Source organism: Tenacibaculum soleae, assembly GCF_001693415.1.
In the GTDB taxonomy this organism is placed as follows: Bacteria; Bacteroidota; Bacteroidia; order Flavobacteriales; family Flavobacteriaceae; genus Polaribacter; species Polaribacter soleae.
In genome coordinates this window covers 334,867-357,395 of record NZ_MAKX01000001.1, presented here as the reverse complement: position 1 = coordinate 357,395, position 22,529 = coordinate 334,867, and the positions used below count along the sequence as shown (strand labels likewise).

General features: G+C 28.9%; 20 protein-coding genes. 15 read left to right on the top strand and 5 right to left on the bottom strand.

Annotated features, from left to right (window positions below; all coding sequences use genetic code 11):
* Positions 1 to 29 precede the first annotated feature (29 nt).
* Positions 30 to 2,786, top strand: a complete 2,757-nt coding sequence (locus tag BA195_RS01545; RefSeq protein ID WP_068701747.1) for a PD-(D/E)XK nuclease family protein — start codon at positions 30 to 32, stop codon at positions 2,784 to 2,786.
* A 188-nt stretch (positions 2,787 to 2,974) separates the two neighbouring features.
* Here the strand turns inward: BA195_RS01545 and BA195_RS01540 are convergent, their stop codons facing one another.
* Positions 2,975 to 3,397: a molybdenum cofactor biosynthesis protein MoaE gene (locus BA195_RS01540; RefSeq protein WP_068701745.1), complete on the bottom strand. Its 423-nt coding sequence runs from the start codon at positions 3,395 to 3,397 to the stop codon at positions 2,975 to 2,977.
* A 112-nt stretch (positions 3,398 to 3,509) separates the two neighbouring features.
* Here BA195_RS01540 and BA195_RS01535 point away from each other — a divergent pair, with 112 nt between their 5' ends.
* Together BA195_RS01535 and BA195_RS01530 are read left to right on the top strand one after the other, a co-directional pair.
* On the top strand, positions 3,510 to 4,697 hold the full coding sequence (locus tag BA195_RS01535) for a phosphoglycerate kinase (RefSeq protein ID WP_068701744.1): 1,188 nt from the start codon (positions 3,510 to 3,512) through the stop codon (positions 4,695 to 4,697).
* Positions 4,698 to 4,768: 71 nt separating this feature from the next.
* Entirely contained in the window at positions 4,769 to 5,809 is a 1,041-nt protein-coding gene (locus BA195_RS01530) for an aldo/keto reductase (protein WP_068701742.1), read from the top strand.
* 72 nt (positions 5,810 to 5,881) lie between these two features.
* Here BA195_RS01530 and BA195_RS01525 read toward each other — a convergent pair whose 3' ends face one another.
* Both BA195_RS01525 and trpS read right to left on the bottom strand, forming a co-directional pair.
* On the bottom strand, positions 5,882 to 6,184 hold the full coding sequence (locus BA195_RS01525) for a DUF6370 family protein (RefSeq protein ID WP_068701740.1): 303 nt from the start codon (positions 6,182 to 6,184) through the stop codon (positions 5,882 to 5,884).
* A 10-nt stretch (positions 6,185 to 6,194) separates the two neighbouring features.
* Positions 6,195 to 7,163, bottom strand: coding sequence for a tryptophan--tRNA ligase (gene trpS / locus BA195_RS01520; RefSeq protein ID WP_068701738.1), 969 nt, complete (start codon positions 7,161 to 7,163; stop codon positions 6,195 to 6,197).
* Between the two features lie 105 nt (positions 7,164 to 7,268).
* On the opposite strand from trpS, the gene BA195_RS01515 reads away from it, so the two are divergent.
* Together BA195_RS01515 and trhA are read left to right on the top strand one after the other, a co-directional pair.
* Entirely contained in the window at positions 7,269 to 8,060 is a 792-nt protein-coding gene (locus BA195_RS01515) for a lysophospholipid acyltransferase family protein (protein WP_068703872.1), read from the top strand.
* Positions 8,032 to 8,673: a PAQR family membrane homeostasis protein TrhA gene (gene trhA, locus BA195_RS01510; protein ID WP_068701736.1), complete on the top strand. Its 642-nt coding sequence runs from the start codon at positions 8,032 to 8,034 to the stop codon at positions 8,671 to 8,673. Before BA195_RS01515 ends, trhA begins: the two co-directional genes overlap by 29 nt.
* A gap of 2 nt (positions 8,674 to 8,675) precedes the next feature.
* Here the strand turns inward: trhA and BA195_RS01505 are convergent, their stop codons facing one another.
* Positions 8,676 to 9,146, bottom strand: a complete 471-nt coding sequence (locus BA195_RS01505) for a CYTH domain-containing protein (protein WP_068701734.1) — start codon at positions 9,144 to 9,146, stop codon at positions 8,676 to 8,678.
* A gap of 92 nt (positions 9,147 to 9,238) precedes the next feature.
* Between BA195_RS01505 and recO the strand changes: the two genes are divergently transcribed.
* The 10 genes from recO to BA195_RS01455 all read left to right on the top strand — a co-directional run bounded on the left by recO (position 9,239) and on the right by BA195_RS01455 (position 22,225).
* On the top strand, positions 9,239 to 9,961 hold the full coding sequence (gene recO, locus BA195_RS01500) for a DNA repair protein RecO (RefSeq protein ID WP_068701732.1): 723 nt from the start codon (positions 9,239 to 9,241) through the stop codon (positions 9,959 to 9,961).
* A 3-nt stretch (positions 9,962 to 9,964) separates the two neighbouring features.
* Complete coding sequence (locus BA195_RS01495; protein ID WP_068701730.1) at positions 9,965 to 12,427, top strand: TonB-dependent receptor; 2,463 nt, start codon at positions 9,965 to 9,967, stop codon at positions 12,425 to 12,427.
* Between the two features lie 9 nt (positions 12,428 to 12,436).
* Positions 12,437 to 12,706: a DUF3817 domain-containing protein gene (locus BA195_RS01490; protein WP_068701728.1), complete on the top strand. Its 270-nt coding sequence runs from the start codon at positions 12,437 to 12,439 to the stop codon at positions 12,704 to 12,706.
* 511 nt (positions 12,707 to 13,217) lie between these two features.
* Positions 13,218 to 13,427 carry a hypothetical protein gene (locus BA195_RS01485; RefSeq protein WP_068701726.1) on the top strand — a complete coding sequence of 70 codons (210 nt, stop codon included), beginning with the start codon at positions 13,218 to 13,220 and terminating at the stop codon, positions 13,425 to 13,427.
* 100 nt (positions 13,428 to 13,527) lie between these two features.
* Positions 13,528 to 14,265 carry a GLPGLI family protein gene (locus BA195_RS01480; protein WP_068701724.1) on the top strand — a complete coding sequence of 246 codons (738 nt, stop codon included), beginning with the start codon at positions 13,528 to 13,530 and terminating at the stop codon, positions 14,263 to 14,265.
* Between the two features lie 375 nt (positions 14,266 to 14,640).
* Complete coding sequence (locus tag BA195_RS01475) at positions 14,641 to 15,378, top strand: GLPGLI family protein (RefSeq protein ID WP_068701722.1); 738 nt, start codon at positions 14,641 to 14,643, stop codon at positions 15,376 to 15,378.
* Between the two features lie 220 nt (positions 15,379 to 15,598).
* Positions 15,599 to 18,268: a TonB-dependent receptor gene (locus tag BA195_RS01470; RefSeq protein WP_068701720.1), complete on the top strand. Its 2,670-nt coding sequence runs from the start codon at positions 15,599 to 15,601 to the stop codon at positions 18,266 to 18,268.
* 272 nt (positions 18,269 to 18,540) lie between these two features.
* Positions 18,541 to 18,738, top strand: a complete 198-nt coding sequence (locus tag BA195_RS01465; RefSeq protein WP_068701718.1) for a hypothetical protein — start codon at positions 18,541 to 18,543, stop codon at positions 18,736 to 18,738.
* 63 nt (positions 18,739 to 18,801) lie between these two features.
* Positions 18,802 to 19,548, top strand: a complete 747-nt coding sequence (locus tag BA195_RS01460; RefSeq protein WP_084443003.1) for a GLPGLI family protein — start codon at positions 18,802 to 18,804, stop codon at positions 19,546 to 19,548.
* 13 nt (positions 19,549 to 19,561) lie between these two features.
* Positions 19,562 to 22,225, top strand: coding sequence for a carboxypeptidase-like regulatory domain-containing protein (locus BA195_RS01455; RefSeq protein WP_068701714.1), 2,664 nt, complete (start codon positions 19,562 to 19,564; stop codon positions 22,223 to 22,225).
* 34 nt (positions 22,226 to 22,259) lie between these two features.
* Here BA195_RS01455 and BA195_RS01450 read toward each other — a convergent pair whose 3' ends face one another.
* Positions 22,260 to 22,502 (bottom strand): MoaD/ThiS family protein, encoded by a 243-nt coding sequence (locus BA195_RS01450; protein WP_068701712.1) that lies wholly within the window; start codon positions 22,500 to 22,502, stop codon positions 22,260 to 22,262.
* Positions 22,503 to 22,529: the final 27 nt, after the last annotated feature.

Here is a 22,529-nt window from a genome sequence, read left to right as displayed (position 1 = left end):
TTGTACTTTGGGGTGATTAAAAAATAGCTATGAACTCGTTTATTTCTGAAACTTTAGATGATATTTTACAAACAACCAAATCGTTTGAAAACGTTGTGTTTATACTTCCGTCTCAAAGAGCAGGAGTATTTGTAAAACAAACTTTTAAAAACAAAATTTTAGCAGGTTTTTTACCTAAGGTTGTTAATATTGGCGATTTTGTTGAAGAAATTTCTGAAATTAACAAGGCAGATTCGGTACAATTATTATTTCATTTTTATACCATCTATAAAGAGATAGAAAAAGAACCAGATACTTTTGATGTATTTTCATCATGGGCTTTTACAGTTTTACAAGATTTTAATGAAATAGATCAACATTTAATTGATACAAAAGATATTTTCGTGTATTTACGCGACATTCATCGATTAAAAAAATGGTCGGTAAAAGGCGAGTTTAAAGAAACAGAACTGATAAAAGATCATTTTTCTTTCATGGAAAAGTTAGAAAAATTTTATGCTGTTTTCTATCAATTTTTACTTGAAAATAAAATTGGTTATCAAGGAGTTTTATATCGAGAAGCAACTAAAAAGGTTGAAAGTTTTATCAAAAAAAACGATGGTAAAAAATATTATTTCATCGGTTTTAATGCTTTAAATACAGCTGAAGAATACTTGTTTCAAGAGTTTTTATCAGTAGGAAAATCAGAAGTTTATTGGGATGTTGATAAAGCATTTTATGAAACAAACCATCAAGCGGGGAGTTTTCTTAGAAAATATAAAAAACAATGGAAGTATTATGAGAAAAATCAGATGCAAACAATTAAAAATTATTTTTCAGCATCAAAAAATATCGAAGTTATTGGTGCATCAAAAAATATCACACAAATAAAATATGCGGGCGAAATTTTATCAAAATTACCAAACCATAACAATACAGCCTTGGTGTTGGCAGATGAAACATTGTTGCCAATAACATTAAACTCATTACCCAAAAGTGTTGAGGCTATAAATATTACTATGGGATATCCGTTAAAAGACATTCCTACAACAAGTTTAATTTTTGCTATTTTTCAGTTGTTTAACAATCAAGAAAAATTAGCAAAGCAAACAACACAGCAGTTTTATCATAAAGATGTTGTTAGGTTTGTAAAAGATGCAGCGGTTTATAAGTTATTACAACTTGATGAAACTAAAAATATTGCCGATCTTATTTCTGAAACAATTGTTAAAGAAAACAATACTTTTATAACTCAAAAAGAAATTAATGATTTCCTTTCGCCTTTAAATGAGGAAATTAAATTAACATTAAATTTAATTTTTAATCCATTTACAACAGTTGCTGAATTTTTGGCAAGAATATTAAGGTTAATTGCTGTTTTAAAAGAGCATGCCAACGATTTAGAAAAAGAATATTTATTCCGTTTTTATACGGCATTTACACAATTACAAAACTTACATATTGAGTTTAATTATGTGCAGGATTTAAAAACATTACATCAGTTTTTTAAGCAATTAATACAATCAGAAAGTTTGTCTTTTCAAGGAGAGCCTTTACAAGGATTGCAATTAATGGGAGTTTTAGAAACGCGAATGTTAGATTTTGAAAACGTAATTATTACTTCGGTAAATGAAGGGGTATTACCAGCAAGTAGTCAACAAAATACCTTTATTCCGTTTGATGTAAAAATAGCCTTCGGATTACCAACATATAAAGAAAAAGACGCGTTGTTTTCGTATCACTTTTTTAGATTATTACAACGAGCAAAAAATATTTTTATTTTATATAATACCGAACATGATGTTTTTGGAAGTGGAGAAAAAAGCCGATTTGTTACGCAATTAGAGATGATGCGAAATGATATTTCAGAAAAAATTATTAGTCCAAAAGTGGTTACATCATCAGTAAAATTAAAAGAAATAAAGAAAGATGAAGCTGTTTTAAGCCGATTAAAGGAAATTGCAAAAAGAGGAATATCACCATCAGCATTAACCAATTATTTATACAATCCGATTGCTTTTTACAAACAAAAGATTTTAAAAATTAATGAGTTTGATAATGTTGAAGAAACCGTTGCTGCAAATACTATGGGAACAGTGGTGCACGATACTTTAGATAAGCTATATCAGCCTTATTTTGGCAAGTTTTTAAAACTAGACGATGTTTGTAAAATGCAAAAAGAATCGAAAGAGCTAGTAACACATTATTTTACGGAGCATTTTAAAAACGGCGATGTTTCAACAGGAAAAAATAGATTGGTTTTTGAGGTTGCTAATCGTTTTGTTGAAAATTTTTTACAGAAAGAAATCGAATTGTTAAAAGATGAAAACAATCAACTTAAAATTATAGAAACTGAAAAGAAAATTGCTACAGAAATAACTGTTGAAGGCATTGATTTTCCAATAAAAATTCATGGTGAAGTTGACCGAATTGATGAGTTAAATGGAGTTACCAGAATTATAGATTACAAAACCGGAATGGTTGATGCAAACAAATTAAAATTGGTAGATTTTACAAATATTCGTGATTTAAAACATCATAAAGCAATTCAGGTATTATTGTATGCTTTTATTTACACACAAACAACAAATTTCAATTTTGAAAATGGCTTAGAAACAGGAATCATCTCTTTTAAAAATTTAAAAAGTGGCTTTTTAAAAATGAATTTCTCATCCAATTACCGAAATCCCGATAATGAAGTTACATCAAAAAAATTAGAAGAATTTATGGAAGAGATTAAAGAAATTTTAAAAGAGTTATATGATCCGAAAGTTAACTTTATCGAACCAGCAGATTTGCCATATTAATTTTTACGCAAAAGAAAAGAGTAAAATTTATTTTACTCTTTTAAACTCATTTGAAAAACGCAAATATATTTCCCCCCAGAAGTATATTAACATTGTAAATATATAAATGAATTTAATAAGTAAATTGTAAATAATCGTAATGCTTTGTTTATCTGAGTAATATATATATAATTAATGCGAAAATAATATTATGGATGCGCATTTACCCATACTTCACCATCTTCAAAATATTCTTTTTTCCAGATAGGTACAGTCTCTTTTAAGGTGTCAATTGCAAATTGGCAGGCCTCAAAAGCAGCATTTCTGTGTGGTGAAGAAACCGTAATAATTACAGGAATGTCTTTTATTTGTAAAAGTCCTTCAGCATGATGAATAGCAATTCTTTTTATCGGAAATTGAACTAAAGCTTTTGCTGCAATTTTTTGCATTTCTTTAATAGCCATTGGTTTGTAGGTAGAAAAATCTAATTGTGTAACAGCTTTGTTTTGAGTGGCATTTCTTACAGTACCTACAAAAACTGCGATTCCGCCACAAGAAGCATCTTCTACAAAATTATAACATTCTTGTAAATTAAGTTTTTCAGATGTAATTTTAATTGATGTGTTGCTCATAGCTAAGTAAAAAAGTTTAACAAAGATATAAGTTTTGAAAACTACTTTTTATGTAAATCAATCAGAATTAAATAATTATTTTAGCAATTGATTTATAAAGATTACAACAAACATGACAACATTAAACGATTTTAATTTCGAAAACAAAAAAGCATTAATCCGTGTAGATTTTAATGTACCTTTAAATGATGAATTTCAGGTAACAGATATTACAAGAATTCAAGCAGCAAAATCAACAATTATTAAGATTTTAGAAGATGGAGGTAGCTGTGTGTTAATGTCGCATTTAGGTCGCCCAAGCGGAGTTGAAAAAAAATACTCGTTAAAACATATTGTTAGTAAAGTTACCGAAGTAATTGGTGTACAGGTAAAGTTTGTTGAAGATTGTATTGGTGATAAAGCAGAAAAAGCTGTTGCTAACTTAAAAAATGGTGAAGTTTTATTATTAGAAAACTTACGTTTTTATAGCGAAGAGAAAAAAGGAGATGTAGCTTTTGCTGAAAAATTATCAAAATTAGGAGACGTTTATGTAAACGATGCTTTTGGAACCGCGCATAGAGCACATGCATCAACAGCAGTTATAGCACAGTTTTTTGCTGATAATAAATATTTTGGAAACCTATTAGCAACCGAAATTAAAAGTATAGACAAGGTTTTAAATAATTCAGAAAAACCTGTTACCGCAATTTTAGGAGGGGCAAAAGTATCATCTAAAATAGGAGTAATTGAAAATATTATCGAAAAAGTAGATCACATTATAGTAGGTGGAGGTATGACGTTTACCTTTATTAAAGCTTTAGGAGGATCGATAGGAAACTCATTAGTGGAAGATGATAAATTAGAGTTAGCATTATCTATTTTAAAATTAGCGAAAGAGAAAAATACCGAAATACATTTACCTGTAGATGCAGTTATTGCGGATGCTTTTTCAAACGATGCTAATACACAAACTGTTAATACAACTAAAATTCCTGATGGATGGATGGGGCTTGATTGCGGGCCAAAAACCTCAGAAAAATTTGCAACAGTCATTGCAAAATCGAAAACTATTTTATGGAACGGTCCTTTAGGAGTTTTTGAATTAGAAAACTTTGCCAACGGAACAATTCAATTAGGAAATGCTATTGCAACTGCAACCGAAAATGGAGCTTTTTCACTTGTTGGAGGAGGAGATTCGGTAGCAGCAGTAAAACAATTCGGTTTTGGAGATAAAGTAAGTTATGTTTCAACTGGAGGGGGCGCAATGTTAGAAATGTTAGAAGGAAAAACATTACCAGGAATTGAAGCGATCATTAATTAAACAATTTTTTAATATAACAATGTGTCAATTTATTGTTTCATTGCTACATTAGTTCATTTTATATTATTACAATGAAATACACAACATTACCAAATACCGATATAAAAGTTTCTAAAATTTGTTTAGGAACTATGACTTGGGGAAATCAAAACACACAAGAAGATGGTTTTGAACAAATGGATTATGCTTTAGAACAAGGTGTAAATTTTTGGGATACTGCCGAATTATATTCAGTACCTGCAACACCTGAAACTTATGGAGCAACCGAAACAATTATTGGAAACTGGTTTAAAAAAACAGGTAAAAGAGAAGAGGTTGTTTTAGCAAGTAAAATTGCTGGAGGAGGTGATTATACGAAGCATATTCGTACCGGCGGATTTACCAAACAAAATATTATTGATGCCGTTGAAGGAAGTTTAAAACGCTTACAAACTGATTATATTGATTTGTATCAATTTCACTGGCCTTCACGGGGTGTAAATTGTTTTGGTGTTCGTGATTATCCGTATAAAACAGCTACTAAAGAAGCCGAAAATCATTTAGAGATTTTAGAAACAATGGCTGCCTTGGTAAAGGAGGGAAAGATAAAACACATTGGGTTATCTAACGAAACTCCTTGGGGAACGATGAAGTATTTACAAACTGCCGAGCAACATAATTTACCAAGAATGGCAACTATTCAAAACTCGTATTCGTTAATTCATAGAGGTTATGAGGTTGGTATGAGCGAGGTTTCTATGCGAGAGAACATTGGTTTACTAGCCTATTCACCATTAGCGCAAGGTGTATTATCGGGTAAATATTTAGATAATAAAACACCAGAAGGAGCAAGAGGTACTTTATTTCCCAGGTTTATTGCACGTTATATGAGTGAGGGTTCTTTAAAAGCGGTTAAAGAATATCAAAAAATAGCACATAAACATGGTTTATCATTGGCAGAATTATCGTTGGCTTATATTAATCAATTGCCGTTTGTAACTAGTAATATTATTGGGGCTACAAAAATGAGTCAGTTAAAAGAGAATATCAATTCTATTAATATTGATTTATCAGAAGAAATTTTAAATGAAATAGAAGCAATACATGCAATAATTCCAAACCCTGCACCATAATTTAAAATGTAAAGAGGTAAAAAAATCCGAAGTAAATTTCACTTCGGATTTTTTATGCTTACTTATAAAAAATTACTCAGCGATTTTAAGCGTTGTAGCTTTAAACCTGTTATTTTCTAATTTTCCGGTAACTTTTACTTTTCTAATAACGTTACAAAAGCCAATTTTTTCGTCATGTGCATCTCCAAAATCATCAATATGGGCACCATCAATAAAATAGGCTTTACCGTCAACTTTAATAGCTAAATCACATCCTTTTTGGCTTTCTAAATCAAATTTACATTGACCGCAAGAAGCATCAGCAATAAAAGTTTTTTCTTTTGGAGCTGAACAAGCTAAGGTTCCTAATAAAAATAAAAAAAGTAACTTTTTCATGATAAAATTTTTAATATCCAATTTTAGCACGAGTTCTTGATAGAACATCTTGCGCCACTTTTTTTGCTTTTTCAGCACCAATAGCTAAAGCTTCATCAATTTCGTGTTTGTTTTCCATATAATGTGCGTATTTAGCACGAACCTCTTTAAAGTTTTCTATAATAAGTTCGTACAAAGCTTGTTTTGCATGTCCGTAACCATAATTGCCGCCTTCGTAATTTGCTCGCATTTCTGCAATTTGCGTATCCGAAGCTAGTAGTTTATAAATAGCAAAAACATTATCAGTGTCTGGGTCTTTAGGGTCTTCTAGCGCTTTGCTATCAGTTTGAATACCCATAATTTGCTTGCGCAATTTTTTATCAGCCAAGAAAATATTGATAAAATTATTTCTTGATTTACTCATTTTTTCACCATCTGTTCCAGGAACTAATTTGGTGTCTTCATTTGTTTTTCCTTGAGGTAATACAAGTGTTTCTCCAACAATATTATTAAGTCTGCTAGCTACATCACGAGCCATTTCTAAATGCTGTAATTGGTCTTTACCAACAGGCACAATTTCGGCATCGTATAATAAAATGTCGGCAGCCATTAACATCGGATAGGTAAACAAACCACTATTAACATCAGCTAAACGATCGGCTTTATCCTTAAAACCATGTGCTAATGTTAATCGTTGGTACGGAAAGTAACAGCTTAAATACCAAGATAATTCTGCTACTTGCGGAATATCACTTTGTCGATAAAAAACAGTTTTATTAATGTCAATTCCACAAGCAAGCCAAGTAGCAGCAACGCTATAAGTATTTTCTCTTAATTCGTTACCATCTTTAATTTGTGTTAACGAATGCATATCGGCAATAAAAATAAAGGATTCATTTTTAGTGTCATTTGCCATTTCAATGGCTGGTAAAATTGCACCTAATAAATTACCTAAGTGTGGAGTTCCTGTACTTTGTACTCCTGTTAAAATTCTTGACATGTGTTTGTTTTAAAAAAATTATGTAAACAATGTTTACGACTACTTGATAGTAGCAAAAATAAGCTTAAAATTGATGAAACAAAAGAAATTACTACATTCGCATTCATGAAATACTTACTTTTTCCTTTCCGATTACTTTGGCGTATTTGGTTTTATTTATTGATGATTGTTTCTGTCTTAGCGATGGTTCCTTTTTTATTAGTGCTTTTGTCTGATGAAAAATATTACGGTACTTTTTGGAAGTTAATGAGAGCTTGGTCGTTCTTTTTAATTTATGGAATGGGTTTTCGTTTAAAAATTGATAAAGAAGAAAAAATCGATCCGAAAAAAAGCTATGTATTTATTGCAAATCATGCCTCGTTACTAGATCCTTGGATTATGATTGCAATGAATAAAAACCCGTTGTTGTTTGTAGGAAAAAAAGAATTGGTAAAATTACCAGTATTTGGTTTTTTTTACAAAAAGGCTGTGGTTATGGTTGATAGAAAAGATCCGAAAAGTAGAAAAGAAGTATATGCTCGCATAAAAAAACGATTAGATGAAGGATTAAGTATTGCTATTTACCCTGAAGGATTAGTGCCTACAGAAAATGTAGTGCTTGCTCCTTTTACCAACGGAGCATTTAGCTTAGCAATTGAGTACCAAATGCCAATAGTTACGCAAGTTTATTATGATGCAAAACGATTGTTTTCTTGGGATTTTTTTAAAGGAAACCCAGGGGGTTTTAGAGTAAAACAATTAAAATTTATTTCAACTCAAAATTTAACAATTCAGGACAAAGAAGCTTTAAAAAAGCAATGCTTCAACTTAATGAATAATGAATTGTTAAATGATAAAAAATATATGAAAGATACAAACCGACCAAATAATGAGCGAGAGTTTAAATCACCAGTATAGTAAAAAGGAAGAAAAACTAAATGTATTAACACATGGTTTTGGTTTGGTACTGACTATTGTAGCTATGCCCTTTTTGGTTTTAAAATCATTAGAATATAACGAGTTTTGGAAAATAAGTAGCTTTGTTATTTATTCTCTGAGTTTAATTATTTTATACGCAGCCTCTACATTTTACCATGCCGCAAAAGAACCGAAATTAAGACGCAGACTAAATATTTTTGATCACGCAGCTATTTATGTGTTAATTGCTGGTAGTTATACTCCTTTTTGTTTGGTGGTTTTACCAGATTCATCAGGTTGGTATTTGTTTGTTTTTGTGTGGTTGTTTGCATTAGCAGGGGTTGTGCTAAAACTTTTTTTTACAGGTAAGTTTGATAAATTATCAACAGCATTATATTTAATAATGGGTTGGCAAGTAATTTTTTTGATAAAGCCTTTAATGAATAGCTTATCTTCTGATGGGTTATTTTACTTAATGGCTGGAGGTGTTTTTTATACTGTTGGTGCCATCTTATATTCGATAAAAAAAATACCTTATAATCATGCTATTTTTCATGTTTTTGTACTTTTAGGAAGCTTTAGTCATTTTTGGGCAATATATAAACATGTATAGGTTTACCATTTTAAAAATGGGAGTTTACTTAAGTTTGAGTTGTAATATTTAATATTACCGGTTACTTCTTCACCCAACCAATTTGGTTTTATAAAATGTTCGTTTTCATTATTTAGTTCTATTTCAGCAACTAATAAGCCTTCATTTTCTCCTAAAAACTCATCAATTTCATAAGTATGATTGCTAATATTAACTAAATATCGATATTTTTCAATAATACCCTTTTCACATAAGTTTAGTAAATCTTTAGCCTCTTGTAAATCAATTTCTTTTTCCCACTCAAATCTTGAAGTTCCACTTTTATTAGAAGCTCCTTTTATAGTTAAAAATCCTAAATCATTCATTATTCTAACTCTAACTACACGATTTTTATCAGAGTTTAAAAAACCTTGTTTTATATAGTTTTTTTGATGCGCTTTTTGTTTAAATTCATCCGAAGTAATTAAAAATTTACGTTCTATTTCTATTGCCATATAAGTTGATTCATTTTTACGCTAATGTACCAATTTTGTTGTGTTTATTAAATTATCTTTGACGCGTGTTTTTATAAATAAAAAAAAATTAAATGGCGTTAGTTACCACAAAAGCAATTGTTATTAGTGCGCTTAAATATGGTGATACTAGTTTAATTGTAAAGTGTTTTACGTTAAAGGACGGAATTCGATCGTACATGATACGTGGAGTGTTAAAATCAAGAAAAGGAAAACTTAAGGCAGCTTATTTTCAACCATTAACACAGTTGAAAATTGAAGCAAATCATAATAATAAAAACACTTTAAATTCAATAAAAGAAGCCCAAGTTATTCATCCATATGAGCATATTTATACTTCGGTTATAAAACAATCTATTGTGCTTTTTTTATCTGAAACGCTTTCAAATATTATTAAAGAAGAAGAAGAAAATTCGGTATTATACGAGTATATTGAAACAGCTTTAGTATGGCTAGATACACATGACAGTATTGCAAATTTTCATTTACTTTTTTTATTGAATTTATCTCGTTTTTTAGGGTTTTATCCTGATGTGTCTCAATCTGATAAACCAGCCTTTAATTTATTAGAAGGAAATTTTACAGATGCCACTTATGAGAAATTAATTATAACGGGACACGAATTAATACTTTTTAAAAAGCTGTTAGGCATAAATTTTGATGAGATACACACAATTTCGTACAATAAAAACGAAAGGCAAATAATACTCAGAACCATAATTAGATATTTTGAATTACATTTGGAGAGTTTTAAAAAGCCAAAATCATTAGACGTTTTAGAAACCGTATTTAATTAATATATGAAGCAAATTATCACATTATTTTTTTTACTAACATTTACTATTGTTTTTTCACAAAGCCTTATTATTACTGATGCCGAAACAGGTAAAAGTATTGACGGTGTTGCCGTATTTAATAAAAATAAAACAACCGCTGCGGTTAGTGGTGTTGATGGAGTTGTAAATATTTCAGATTTTAAAAAAAATGAGATTATTATCTTTTCGCATGTAGGTTATGCTGAGTTACAGGAAAAAAAATCAGCATTAAAAGAAAATAATTATCAGGTATACCTATCTAAACATTCTGAACAATTAGATGAAGTTGTGGTTTCAGTTTTTAAAAACAAAGAAAAAACAAATCGCATTGCCGAACAAATTGCAGTTATTTCACTAAAAGAAATTCAAAAAGTATCGCCACAAACATCGGCAGATTTGTTGGCTGCAATTCCAGGAATAAAAGTACAAAAGTCGCAATTTGGTGGTGGTAGCCCGGTGCTTAGAGGTATGGAGAGTAATCGTGTTTTATTGGTGGTTGATGGTGTGCGTATGAATAATGCAATTTACAGAAAAGGACATTTGCAAAGTTCAATAACCGTAAATCCGAATTTATTAGATAGAACCGAGGTGGTTTTTGGACCCTCATCGGTTATTTATGGATCTGATGCGTTAGGTGGTGTAATTCATTATTATACAAAAACACCAAAATTATCAGAAAAAAATCAAATTAAAGGAGGTAGTTTTTTACGATACAGTTCGGTTAATAATGAGGTAACAAATTCGGTGTCGGCTGAGTTACAGTTTAAAAAGTGGGCAGCACTTACCAGCGTGTCACATAGTAATTTTGGAGATTTAAAAACCGGTAAAAACCGTTCTCATGGTTTTAATGATTGGGGAAAAACTTTTTTTTATTCTGATAATTTAGATGGAAACTATGCCGAAAATCCAATTGCGAATAACGATGTAAATTTGCAGAAAAACACAGGGTTTAGCCAAACTGATTTTTTGCAGAAATTTTTTATTCCCTTATCCTTAAAAACCGATTTAAAAGTAAATATTCAATATTCAACATCATCAGATATACCAAGATTTGATAAGTTGAGTGAACTTAAAAGTGGTTCGTTAAAATTTGCTGAATGGCAATATGGTCCACAAAACAGATTATTAGTTTCGTCACAATTAGCAATCAATCCCAATAAAAAATGGTTAAATAAAGGTACTATTACTGCGGCATATCAAAACATAGAAGAAAGTCGAATTCAAAGAAAATTTGGTAGTTTAGAAAGGTCTTATAGAGAGGAAACAGTAAATGTGTATAGTTTAACGGCCGATTTTACAGTTCCTTTAGCAAAAAAACGCGATTTAGGTTATGGTTTTGAAGTTGCTTATAATAATGTGCAATCTAATTCTTACGGAAAGACGTTGCGAGTAATAGATAATAATATTGTTGGTTTTGATGCTGATTTTAAAGTGCAATCTCGTTATCCTGACGGAGGAAGTAGTTACTTTAGCTCGGCAATGTATTTAGATTATCGACAAGATATTACCTCAAAATCAACTTTAAATACAGGTATTCGTTTAACAAACACACAATTAGATGCTACTTGGGTAGACGATACTTTTATAACCCTACCAAGTAACGATATCGATTTAAACAATACCGCACTTACAGCCACTATTGGTTATGTGTATAAACCTGTTAAAACATGGCAATTAAATGCAGTGTTGTCATCAGGATTCCGCTCGCCAAATATTGACGATGTTGGTAAAGTAAGAGAAAAAAATGGTAAAGTAACGGTACCAAATATCAATTTAAACCCAGAACATGCTTATAATGCAGAGATTGGTGTTCAAAAATATTTTAATAACCGAAAATTTAGAGTTGGTGCTAACGTATATTATACCTTGTTAAATAATTATATTTATCGTGAAGGTTATCAATTGAACGGAAGTAACACCGTTTTATATGATAACGAACTTGGTGATATTGTTGCTAATGTAAATAAAGGAACTGCTTATATTACGGGAGCAACGGTAAGTTATCAAGGGAAATTATTTGCTAATTGGAGTACTTCAGGCTTTTTAACTTATACCAAAGGAAAAGCCTACGACACTAATTTACCAATGTCTTCAATTCCGCCATTATTTGGCCGTTTCGAATTAAATTATTCAAAAAATAAGCTTGAAGGTGGTGCAAATTTAGTATTTAATGCTAAAAAAGATATTACTGATTATAATTTAGATGAAGGGATTGATAATCATCAACAAACACCTATCATAAATGAAACCGCAACAAAAGATATTGATACATATTATGGTACTCCAAGTTGGATGACCGTAGGTTTGTATGCAAAATATATTGTAAACGATAACATATCAGTACAAACACAATTTACCAATTTGTTTGACGAACATTATAAAGAATTTGCCAGTGGAGTTTCTGCTGCAGGACGTAATATTTCAGTATCTTTAGTCACTAATTTTTAAACACACAAAATGATTAATATATTTAAAATAGTAAGTTTATTAGAAGGAGTTTCTTATATATTATTACTTTTTATAGCAACGCCTATTAAATACTTACAAGGAAACCCTGAATATGTAAAATTATTAGGAATGCCACACGGATTACTATTTGTAGTATACATAATTATGGCTATTATGTTAAAGTACGAGCTTAATTGGAATGGTAAAACATTCGGAATTGTATGCTTATTATCAATTTTACCTTTCGGAACTTTTTTTGTTGGCAAGTACTTAAAATAAACAATATTATATTTTATACTTACAAAAAGCTGCAATTTTTAATTGCAGTTTTTTGTTTTTTAAAGGTGCTTTAAGTTTAAAAAAAAACAAAAAAACTAAATATGTTTAATTTTTTCATTTTCTTTAAAAAGAGCATTTTTTTTTGAATTTATCCTTCGGTAAATATAAATCGTTAATAATGAGTGGTTAAGGTTGTTTTTTTTAACATTTTTTTAACAAAAAATTAGGGATATCCCTAATATGAATTAGGGTTATCCCTAATATGAAATAGGGTTACCCCTAAAAACGTTAACATTTTTTAAATATTTAATTTTTAGTTTTACAACAGTAGTAAAATAGTTGATCACTTTTTTATTATAAGATAGCTATCAAAAAGAAGGATGTTTATAAATTGCGCGCATTTTTCTTTTTAAATTTTCGATGTGTTACCTTATGTATCTAATAAGGAAGGTTGTCTTCTTAAAAAAGAAGAGTATAAATAAATTAATCAAATTAAAAATTTAGTAAGTTTATGAAAGCTTTAAAATCAATATTAGTTTTAGGAGTGTTTTCTGTTGCATTAACAGCAATGTCAACACCCAATGAAAGAGAGAAAGAAATTAACCAAAAAGAAATATTAAAAATGAATGTACCTTGTTCTACTGTTTATACAGTTTGTGATAAAGCACACCCTGATAGTTATGGTAATTTTGCTTCTTGCATGGATAAAAATGGTTGTTAAAAGTATTTAATAATGTAATATATAATGTCTTTGATAGGTTTTTTTATAGCAGTATTTTGTATGTTAAAACTATCAAAGACATTTTTTTAAAATAAAAATAATGTTAAAGACAAGAGTGGTATTAATACTTTTTATAGCTGTTTCTATACAGATTATAGCTCAAAGTAAAAAAGGAAGTATTGTATATAAGGCAGAACTTAATAAAAAGTATATTGACAGCTTTTTGGTGGAGTTGAATAAAGAAAAAGATACTCCTATGAGTATAAAACAAGAGGTTGTACGAATGTATAGAAACTCAAAACCAGATGAGTTCATTTTGAGTTTTAAAAATGAAGAGTCATATTATAAACACATACCAAAACTAGAAGAAGAAGGAGGTTATAATATTGGTAGTTCAGCAGGTACAACACCATATTATACAAATAACAAAACAAAATCCATTATTCAAATGAGTGAATATTTAGGATATATTGCTCATAAACCTTTAGATTGGAAAATAACTAATAAAACAAAAAATATAGGTAAATATAAATGTTATCAAGCCATTGCATTAGAAAGACTTTATAGCAGAAGAGGTTTTTATTATACCAAGAGAATAATAGCTTGGTTTACCCCAAGTATTCCTTTAAATTTTGGACCAAAGTATTATAAAGGTTTACCAGGTTTAATTTTAGAAATTAATAGAGATAAATTTAATATTAGTGCGATAAAAATAAACTTCAATCCTACAAAAGAGTTAAAAATTAAAAGACCTCCCAAGAAAGCTAAAATAAAAACAGAAAAAGAAGCACATGGAATAATTAAAGATTTAGAGAAAGAAAGAAAAAAAAGAGATTAAAATATTGCAAAAAGAAGCAAGAAACGCAATAATGATTTGAAAAGGTAAAAACTAATTTTGATGATAGTAATGGTATTTGCTACAAGCAGTTTAGTGAATGCGAATACAAGTGTTGAGGTTAATATAAAGTTATATTAAGAAATAGAAGCGTATGATAAATGTGGTGGTTTTGCAGGAAGGGTAGCACGTGACTATTCAAATAGAGGATATGACTATTGGATAGTATGGTTTGCAGCCTACGGACATTGTTTTGATAGAACGGTAACGGTAGCAGAAACGGTAGTGCCAGATGCAGTAATTATTGAAAGAATAAAATAATGCAAAAATGTAGTCATTTTAAATGACTACATTTTTATAATTTTTAAATACCATAAAATGAAAAACGCAATTACAACAATATTTTATTTACTCATAACTGCTAACTTATTTTCACAAGAATTATTTAAATCAGGAGAAGTAGTTTATAGTGTTAAAATAAGTTCTGAGCAAAACTTAAACAATTCCTTAGAATCTAAAAACATGTATCATAGTTTTCAAAAGAAAACCAACCTTTTTTCTGAGAAACTAAAATATACGCTTAAATTCAATAAAAAGAATTCTATTTTTTATTTAAACTCAAACTTAGCTATGGATAGTGAAGAGAGTTTTAATAAACTAGCTCTTATTTTAAATAAAGGAGATAATAGGTATTTTGTAGATTTAAAGAAAAGGCAAATGACAGAGGAAAAACCTTTTTTTGGAGAAGATTTTTTAATTGTATCAGCAACTTCTGATTTAAAGTGGAAGTTAGTTAATGAAAAGAAAAAGATTGGAAAATATATTTGTTATAAAGCCACGGTGAAGAGAAAAAATAATGGACCTAAAGGTGTAGTTGATCCTTATTCTACCTATACGGCTTGGTACACTCCTGATATTTCGTTTAACTATGGGCCGTTTGAATTTAATAGTTTGCCTGGTTTAATTTTAGAACTTTCTATTAAAGATAGAACATATACAGCATCAAAAATTACATTGAAAAAAGAAACAATAAAAATAAATAAGCCTAATAATGGGAAATTAGTTACTAAAAAAGAATTTGATAATATTGGCAAAAAAGCTTTTGAAAATAGGTAGCATTATAGATTATAAAAAAGGATTACAAATTACCTTTTATATATTTTATTTAAAACACTACTATTAGCACAAAACAGGTTACAAGGTAAGATGTTTTAAATCCTAAAGAGAAAATTGTTATAAAAAAACCAACTAAAGGAAAACGAATGACAAACGAAGAATATGAAGAAATGAATAGAAATTTCTTTAAAGATTTAGGAAGAAAATAAAGAAAATAAAAATGCTAAAAAGAATTATATTTCCATTACTAGTTTTAATTACTGTTAATTTTTGTAGCGCGCAGACTGTAGTTTTTAAAGGTACTGTAAAAGATAGTTTGCAAAATCCGTTATCGTATACTAATATTATAGCAAAACCCAAAGATGTTACTAAAAACATGAATTTTGCTATTACAGACGAGCAAGGTCGTTACCGTTTAGAGCTTACTAAAAACAACGCATACACCATAAGTATAAGTTATTTGGGCTATGAAAAAGTTGAGATTGAAATAATACCAGCTACAAATAGCACAAAAAATTTTGTGCTAAAAGAAGCTAAAAATCAATTAGATGAAGTAGTTATTGAGCTTCCTGTAACGGTAAAACAAGATACCATTATTTACAATACTGATAAGTTTGTAAACGGTAGCGAGCGCAAGCTTAAAAATGTACTTAAAAAACTACCAGGTGTTGAGGTTGATAAAAACGGAGGCGTTACAGTACAGGGTAAAAAAGTAACCAAGTTATTGGTAGATGGTAAAAAGTTTTTTGGTGGTGGTACAAAATTAGGAGTAGAAAATATTCCTGCGGATGCGGTTGATAAAGTAGAGGTGATAGACAATTACAATGAAGTTGCTTTTTTAAAAAATGTATCAGATTCTGATGAAATGGCAATGAATATTCAGCTTAAAGAAGATAAAAAACGTTTTCTTTTTGGTGATGTTGAAGCTGGTGCAAATATAGGCTATGATTCTTTTTATAAAACCAATGCAAACTTGTTTTATTACTCTCCTAAAACCAATGTTAATTTTATTGGTAACTTAAATAATATTGGCGAAAAAACATTTACGTTTAAAGATTATATGAATTTTCAGGGCGGCATTAATGCTGTTTTTGATGGTAATTTTAATTGGCGAGGCGGCGATTTTTCTCAGTTTTTAGAAAACAAGGATGTGCTAGAAAGCGTACAGCGTTTTGGCGCTTTAAACATTACAAAAACCGTAGCCAGTAAGTTAGATATTTCTGGTTATGCTATTTTTTCTCATAATAATACCCAAAGTTTTAATGAGGCAACCAATCAATACACTACTTTTTTAGAAGAAAAAGAAAGTAAAACAACTTCAAAAAACATATTAGCTATTGGTAAGTTTAATATAGAGTATACTCCCAATATTAAAGAGCAATGGTATGTACGAACACAGGTTAAAAAATCGGCTATAGAAAGAGGTAATTTAACCAATACGTCTATAAATACTCAACTAGATAACATCAATATAAATAAAGAAAATGATATTTGGTATGTAAATCAGAATATAGAATGGCATAAAGATCAGTCTGAAAAACACACGTTTTCAGCTACCGCAAATTACACCTTCGATAAAAATAATCCAACTACTTTTTGGAATGCTTCACAATCATTTTTAGCTAGAATAAAACCAATTATTCAGCCTTTAAATACGAATCAAGCTTCTTTAAGAATTAATCAATTAAATCAAAACGAAAAGCATCATTTGTACACAGTTTTTAAAGATTTTTGGGTGTTAAATAATGACAATCATATTTATACAACGATAGGAAACACTCATCAGCAAGAAAAATTTATAAGTAATGATTTTCAACTGTTGGATGATGGTACCGAAAACGATTTTTCATCAAACGGATTTAACAATACTACGGTTTTTAAACACAATGATTTTTTTGCAGGTGTTCATTATAAATTCAGAACCGGAATATTTACTTTTAAGCAAGGTGCGTATACGCATAATTATAATTGGCGTGTAAATCAATCAACACCAATCAAAAAAAATAAATGGGTGGTATTGCCAGATTTTCTACTAAAGATTGAGTTTAATAAGTCAAAAAAAATTCAACTGAATTATAATTTAAAAACTAATTTTTCAAACGCTTCTAAATTGGCAAGTCGATTTTATTTACAATCCTATAATTCGGTATTTAAAGGAAATCCTAATTTAGAAAATGAATTGTATCATTCGGCACGTATTCGTTATAGTCGTTTTAGTTTGTATCGCGGTTTAATGTTGTTTGCAAACGCAAATTACACCAAAAGAGTAAAAGGATTTAGAAGTGCGGTGAATTTTGATGGTGTAAATCGTTTTTTAACCATTGATATGTTAGATAATCCGAATGAAAGTTGGATCGTTAGAGGTTCATTACGAAAGAAAATTAAAAAAATTAGATATAATTTAGAGGGTAATTATAAGGCTTCTAATTTTAAACAAAGCATCAATAATAGTTTTGTAACCAATAAAAGTAACGATTACGGTTTTGATGTTGGTATAGAAACATTGTTTGATAAATTCCCAACTATAGAAACCGGTTTTAGAAGAAATATTGGTAAATACACTTCTAGCAATTCAACATCTAAATTTACAACCAGCGAACCGTATGTAAATATAGACTATGACTTTTTAGATGGATTTGTTTTTAATTTAGATTATACGCATTATAATTATCAAAATAAAGCAGAAAATATTGATAATAAATACAACGTTGCAAATGCAGTGTTGTCATATCAAAAAGAAGATAGTCCTTGGATGTTTAAATTAACGACTCAGAATTTATTTGATACTACTTTTAAACAAAACAATAGCTTTTCTGATTATTTAATAACCGATTCTAAAACATATATAATGCCAAGAGTTGTATTGTTTAGTATTGGTTATAAATTATAAAACACAGGTCATTACGAGGAAGAGTTAAGAATAATGTTATTGTATAAAGCGAAATTTTTCTCTATCAATAAAGATATTGCTTAACTTTATATTGTTTTATTCATAAAGATAAAAGTATATTTATGGTTTTACCTTACTTTTTTTACGGTTTTTTTACAATTTCATAATTTTTATGTAAATATATTTGAAATGTTCTTTCGCGAAGAATAGTTCAAGACTTTGAAAAGTTATAAACATTCAAAGTTATAATTAATCATTTAAATTATTTAATAATGAAAAAATCAATTTTAGAGTTAGGAAAACCATTAAACAAAACAGCACAAAGAAATATTACAGGTGGGCGAAAAGGTCACCTTCATTGTAAAGCAGAAGGGATTTCTGTGGCTTTCACTCTAGCAGATATTAGAGGGGATAAACCAAGAACAAGCGATTTTAAGAAGAAGTATAATCTTTGTATGGGGTATAATTAAACTACAATACTCTTCGAGTAGTTTTTTATTGCTCGAAGAGTATTTTTAAGTAAGTAAATAAACATGAAACATATACTACTACTACTACTACTACTATTTATAGTAACAACCAATTTGTTTTCTCAAGCAACAGGTGAAATTATTTATGGAGTTAAATTAAATTTAACTATTGATGAAATAAATGAGAAAGCAAAAAAAATGAATAAGAAGTATCTTAATAAAGGTCTTATAAGGAGCATTAAAAGAATGGTTGAAAATTCAGCAGAGGTTGAAGGTATTTTAAGTTTTTCTAATCGTGTAGCTAATTATAAGGCTATTGAAGAACTAGATAATGAAAGAATTTATGGTTCAGGAGCTTCTATATTAGAGGGTAGTAGTGGAGGGGATACATTATATTTTACTTCATTAGTTTCTCAAAAAAATAAAGAGAATGATTGTGAAACTTTAGATGAATGTTATGTAATAGAAAACGAAAAACCAATATGGCAACTAACACAAGAAACAAAAAAAATTGGAGGATATTTGTGTTATAAAGCTATTAGAACAAATTCTGAATTTATAAACTTTAATCCTGTCGCTTGGTACACTAATGAAATACCGTTAGGCTATGGCCCTTTAGATTATTATGGTTTACCTGGTTTAATACTAGAGTTAGAATTAACGGCAGTTACATTTAAGGTTAAAAAAATAACATTAAATCCAAAAAATAAAATTAAAATAAAAGCACTTAAAGGAAAGGAGATTACCAAAAAAGAGTATGATAAATTATTAAGAAAGACTTTTCCTGATTTTTATAATTATAAAAAATAAGTATACATTATATATGATTAAAAATATTTTTTTAACCATTCTAATAGTATATTCAGTAACACTTACTGCTCAGAATATAGATTTAAAAGGTGTTGTAAGAGATAGTTTACAAACTCCTTTATCTTATGCTAATGTAATTGCAAAACCGAAAGATGTTACAAAAAACATGAGTTTTGCTATAACAGACGAGCAAGGTAGGTACCGTTTAAATCTTAAAAGTAAAAACACTTATACAGTAAGTGTAAGCCATATTGGTTACAAAACTGTTGATTTTGTAATTAAGCCTTCTCCTAAAAATATTCAAAAAAATATTGTTTTATTAGAAGCAAAAAATAAATTGGATGAGGTGGTTATTGAATTGCCTGTTACCGTTAAAGGAGATACGACCATTTATAACACTAATAAATTTGTAAACGGTAGCGAACGTAAGCTTAAAAATGTACTAAAAAAATTACCAGGCGTTCAGGTAGATAAAAACGGAAACGTTACGGTACAAGGAAAAAAAGTAACTAAAATGTTGGTTGACGGTAAGCCCTTTTTTGGAGGAAGTACAAAGTTAGCTGTTGAAAATATACCTGCTGATGCTGTTGACAAAGTTGAAGCAATAAAAAATTATAATCAAGTTGCATTTTTAAAAGGGTTAAACGATTCTAATAAATTAGCAATGAATATTAAGTTAAAAGAAGATAAAAAACGATTTGTTTTTGGTGATGTAGCAGCAGGTAAAGGAAATGAAAATTACTATAAAGCCAATGCAAATTTATTTTATTATTCGCCAAATACAACGATGAACTTCATCAGCAGTTCTAACACTATTGCTGAAAAAATATTTACGTTTAAAGATTATTTAAGTTTTAAAGGTGATGTAAATAGTGTATTCAAAAATGATTTTAATTCGAAAGATTCTAATTTATCGCAGTTTTTAGAAAAATCTGACATCACAAAAAGTAACGAGCAATTTGCTGCATTAAATCTTACCCGAACTTTGTCAGCCAAATTAGACGTTTCTGGTTATGCCATTTTTTCACACATAAAAACGAACAGCTTTGTAACCAATAAAAATGCATATGCAGAGTTTTTAGAGCAACAAGAAAATAGTACTATAACTAAAAATACTTTGGGTATTGGTAAGGTTAACTTTAGTTATAGGCCAAACATTAATGAACAATGGTATTTTAAAACTCAAGTAAAACGTTCGAAAAATAATAACAAAAATGCGCTATCATCAATTGTTAATACTAATGATAACGAAATTAATACTGATAAAAATGGTATTACATCTAGTATAAATCAGAATATAGAGTGGCATAAAAAAGGAAAAGGTAAACATACATATTCTGCCATTGCTAATTTTACATTTAATGACAATAATTTACATTCTTTGTGGAATACAACAAACCCTATTTTTAATGGTTTAATACCTATTGATAATGGTCAAAACACAATAGTACTTAAGCAAAGTAAAAATGCAAAAAATTATAATTTTACAACTGTTTTTAAAGATTTTTGGGTGTTAAACCGTAAAAATCATATTTACGTAACGTTAGGAAATATATATCAAAAAAATAAGTTTTTTACAAGCGATTCTCAATTACTAGATAACGGAACAGAGCGTGATTTTATGGAAGATGGTTTTGGTAATGATACTCAATTTAATTTTACTGATTTGTTTTTAGGAGTGCATTATAAATTTAAAACAGGAATTTTCACTTTTAAGCAAGGAGTTTATTTGCATAAATATGATTGGGAAATAAATCAGAACACTAATTTTAACAAGAAAAAATGGATTGCATTACCTGATTTTTTAATGAAAATTAAAATCAACAACTCAAAAAGTTTAGCCATAAAATATAACTTAAAGACAGATTTTACTGATGCCTCAAGCTTTTCTAATAGATTGTATTTAAATACGTATAATTCGGTTTTTAGAGGGAATGAGAAGTTAGAAAATGAATTATATCATTCTGCAAGTATTAATTATGGGCATTTTAGTTTTTATAAAGGATTATTTTTAAATGCTAACTTAAACTATACCAAAAAGAAAAAAGGGTATAATAATACTATTGAGTTTTATGAAAATGCAAATAGTATAGATAGGTTTTTAACAATTAAAATGATAGAAAACCCCAGCGAAAGTTACAATGCAAGTGTATTTCTTGAAAAAAAAATAAAGAGTATTAATTACAGGCTTTTAGGTGATTATATGAAATCTAATTACATACAAAATATCAATAATAATTTTGTAACTAATAAAAATACTGATTATACCTTTGATGTAGGTTTTGAAACCTTGTTTGATAAATTCCCAACTATAGAAACCGGTTTTAGAAGAAATATTGGTAAATACACTTCTAGCAATTCAACATCTAAATTTACAACCAACGAACCGTATGTAAATATAGACTATGACTTTTTAGACGGATTTGTTTTTAATTTTGATTATACGCATTATAATTATCTAAATAAAGCAGAAAATATTGATAATAAATACAACGTTGCAAATGCAGTGTTGTCATATCAAAAAGAAGATAGTCCTTGGATGTTTAAATTAACAACTCAAAATTTATTCGATACTACTTTTAAACAAAACAACAGTTTTTCTGATTATTTAATAACCGATTCTAAAACATATATAATGCCAAGAGTTGTATTGTTTAGTATTGGTTATAAATTATAAAACACAGGTCATTACGAGGAAGAGTGACGAAGCGTTACCCTCCACTAACAGGCGGAATAATAGCAACTACATCATTTTCTGTAATAATAGTTTCATCAGTTGCATAACTTTCGTTGATAGCAATAGCATACGAACTCATTTTTTGTAATTCAGGATATTGTTTTGTAATCAGTTCTTTAAAAGAAGTAACATTACAGTTAATAGGAAGCGCAATCTTTAAAGAAGCACTTCCTATTAAATCTGTTGCAATACCAAAAAGTAATACATTTATCTTCAAACGCGTAATTTTTGATTAAAATTCAGA

Coding starts and splice junctions, on each gene's coding strand:
- BA195_RS01545 (WP_068701747.1), top strand. CDS start 30: ATGAACTCGTTTATTTCTGAAACTTTAGATGATATTTTACAAACAACC.
- BA195_RS01540 (WP_068701745.1), bottom strand. CDS start 3,397: ATGAGCAACACATCAATTAAAATTACATCTGAAAAACTTAATTTACAA.
- BA195_RS01535 (WP_068701744.1), top strand. CDS start 3,510: ATGACAACATTAAACGATTTTAATTTCGAAAACAAAAAAGCATTAATC.
- BA195_RS01530 (WP_068701742.1), top strand. CDS start 4,769: ATGAAATACACAACATTACCAAATACCGATATAAAAGTTTCTAAAATT.
- BA195_RS01525 (WP_068701740.1), bottom strand. CDS start 6,184: ATGAAAAAGTTACTTTTTTTATTTTTATTAGGAACCTTAGCTTGTTCA.
- trpS (WP_068701738.1), bottom strand. CDS start 7,163: ATGTCAAGAATTTTAACAGGAGTACAAAGTACAGGAACTCCACACTTA.
- BA195_RS01515 (WP_068703872.1), top strand. CDS start 7,269: ATGAAATACTTACTTTTTCCTTTCCGATTACTTTGGCGTATTTGGTTT.
- trhA (WP_068701736.1), top strand. CDS start 8,032: ATGAGCGAGAGTTTAAATCACCAGTATAGTAAAAAGGAAGAAAAACTA.
- BA195_RS01505 (WP_068701734.1), bottom strand. CDS start 9,146: ATGGCAATAGAAATAGAACGTAAATTTTTAATTACTTCGGATGAATTT.
- recO (WP_068701732.1), top strand. CDS start 9,239: ATGGCGTTAGTTACCACAAAAGCAATTGTTATTAGTGCGCTTAAATAT.
- BA195_RS01495 (WP_068701730.1), top strand. CDS start 9,965: ATGAAGCAAATTATCACATTATTTTTTTTACTAACATTTACTATTGTT.
- BA195_RS01490 (WP_068701728.1), top strand. CDS start 12,437: ATGATTAATATATTTAAAATAGTAAGTTTATTAGAAGGAGTTTCTTAT.
- BA195_RS01485 (WP_068701726.1), top strand. CDS start 13,218: ATGAAAGCTTTAAAATCAATATTAGTTTTAGGAGTGTTTTCTGTTGCA.
- BA195_RS01480 (WP_068701724.1), top strand. CDS start 13,528: ATGTTAAAGACAAGAGTGGTATTAATACTTTTTATAGCTGTTTCTATA.
- BA195_RS01475 (WP_068701722.1), top strand. CDS start 14,641: ATGAAAAACGCAATTACAACAATATTTTATTTACTCATAACTGCTAAC.
- BA195_RS01470 (WP_068701720.1), top strand. CDS start 15,599: ATGCTAAAAAGAATTATATTTCCATTACTAGTTTTAATTACTGTTAAT.
- BA195_RS01465 (WP_068701718.1), top strand. CDS start 18,541: ATGAAAAAATCAATTTTAGAGTTAGGAAAACCATTAAACAAAACAGCA.
- BA195_RS01460 (WP_084443003.1), top strand. CDS start 18,802: ATGAAACATATACTACTACTACTACTACTACTATTTATAGTAACAACC.
- BA195_RS01455 (WP_068701714.1), top strand. CDS start 19,562: ATGATTAAAAATATTTTTTTAACCATTCTAATAGTATATTCAGTAACA.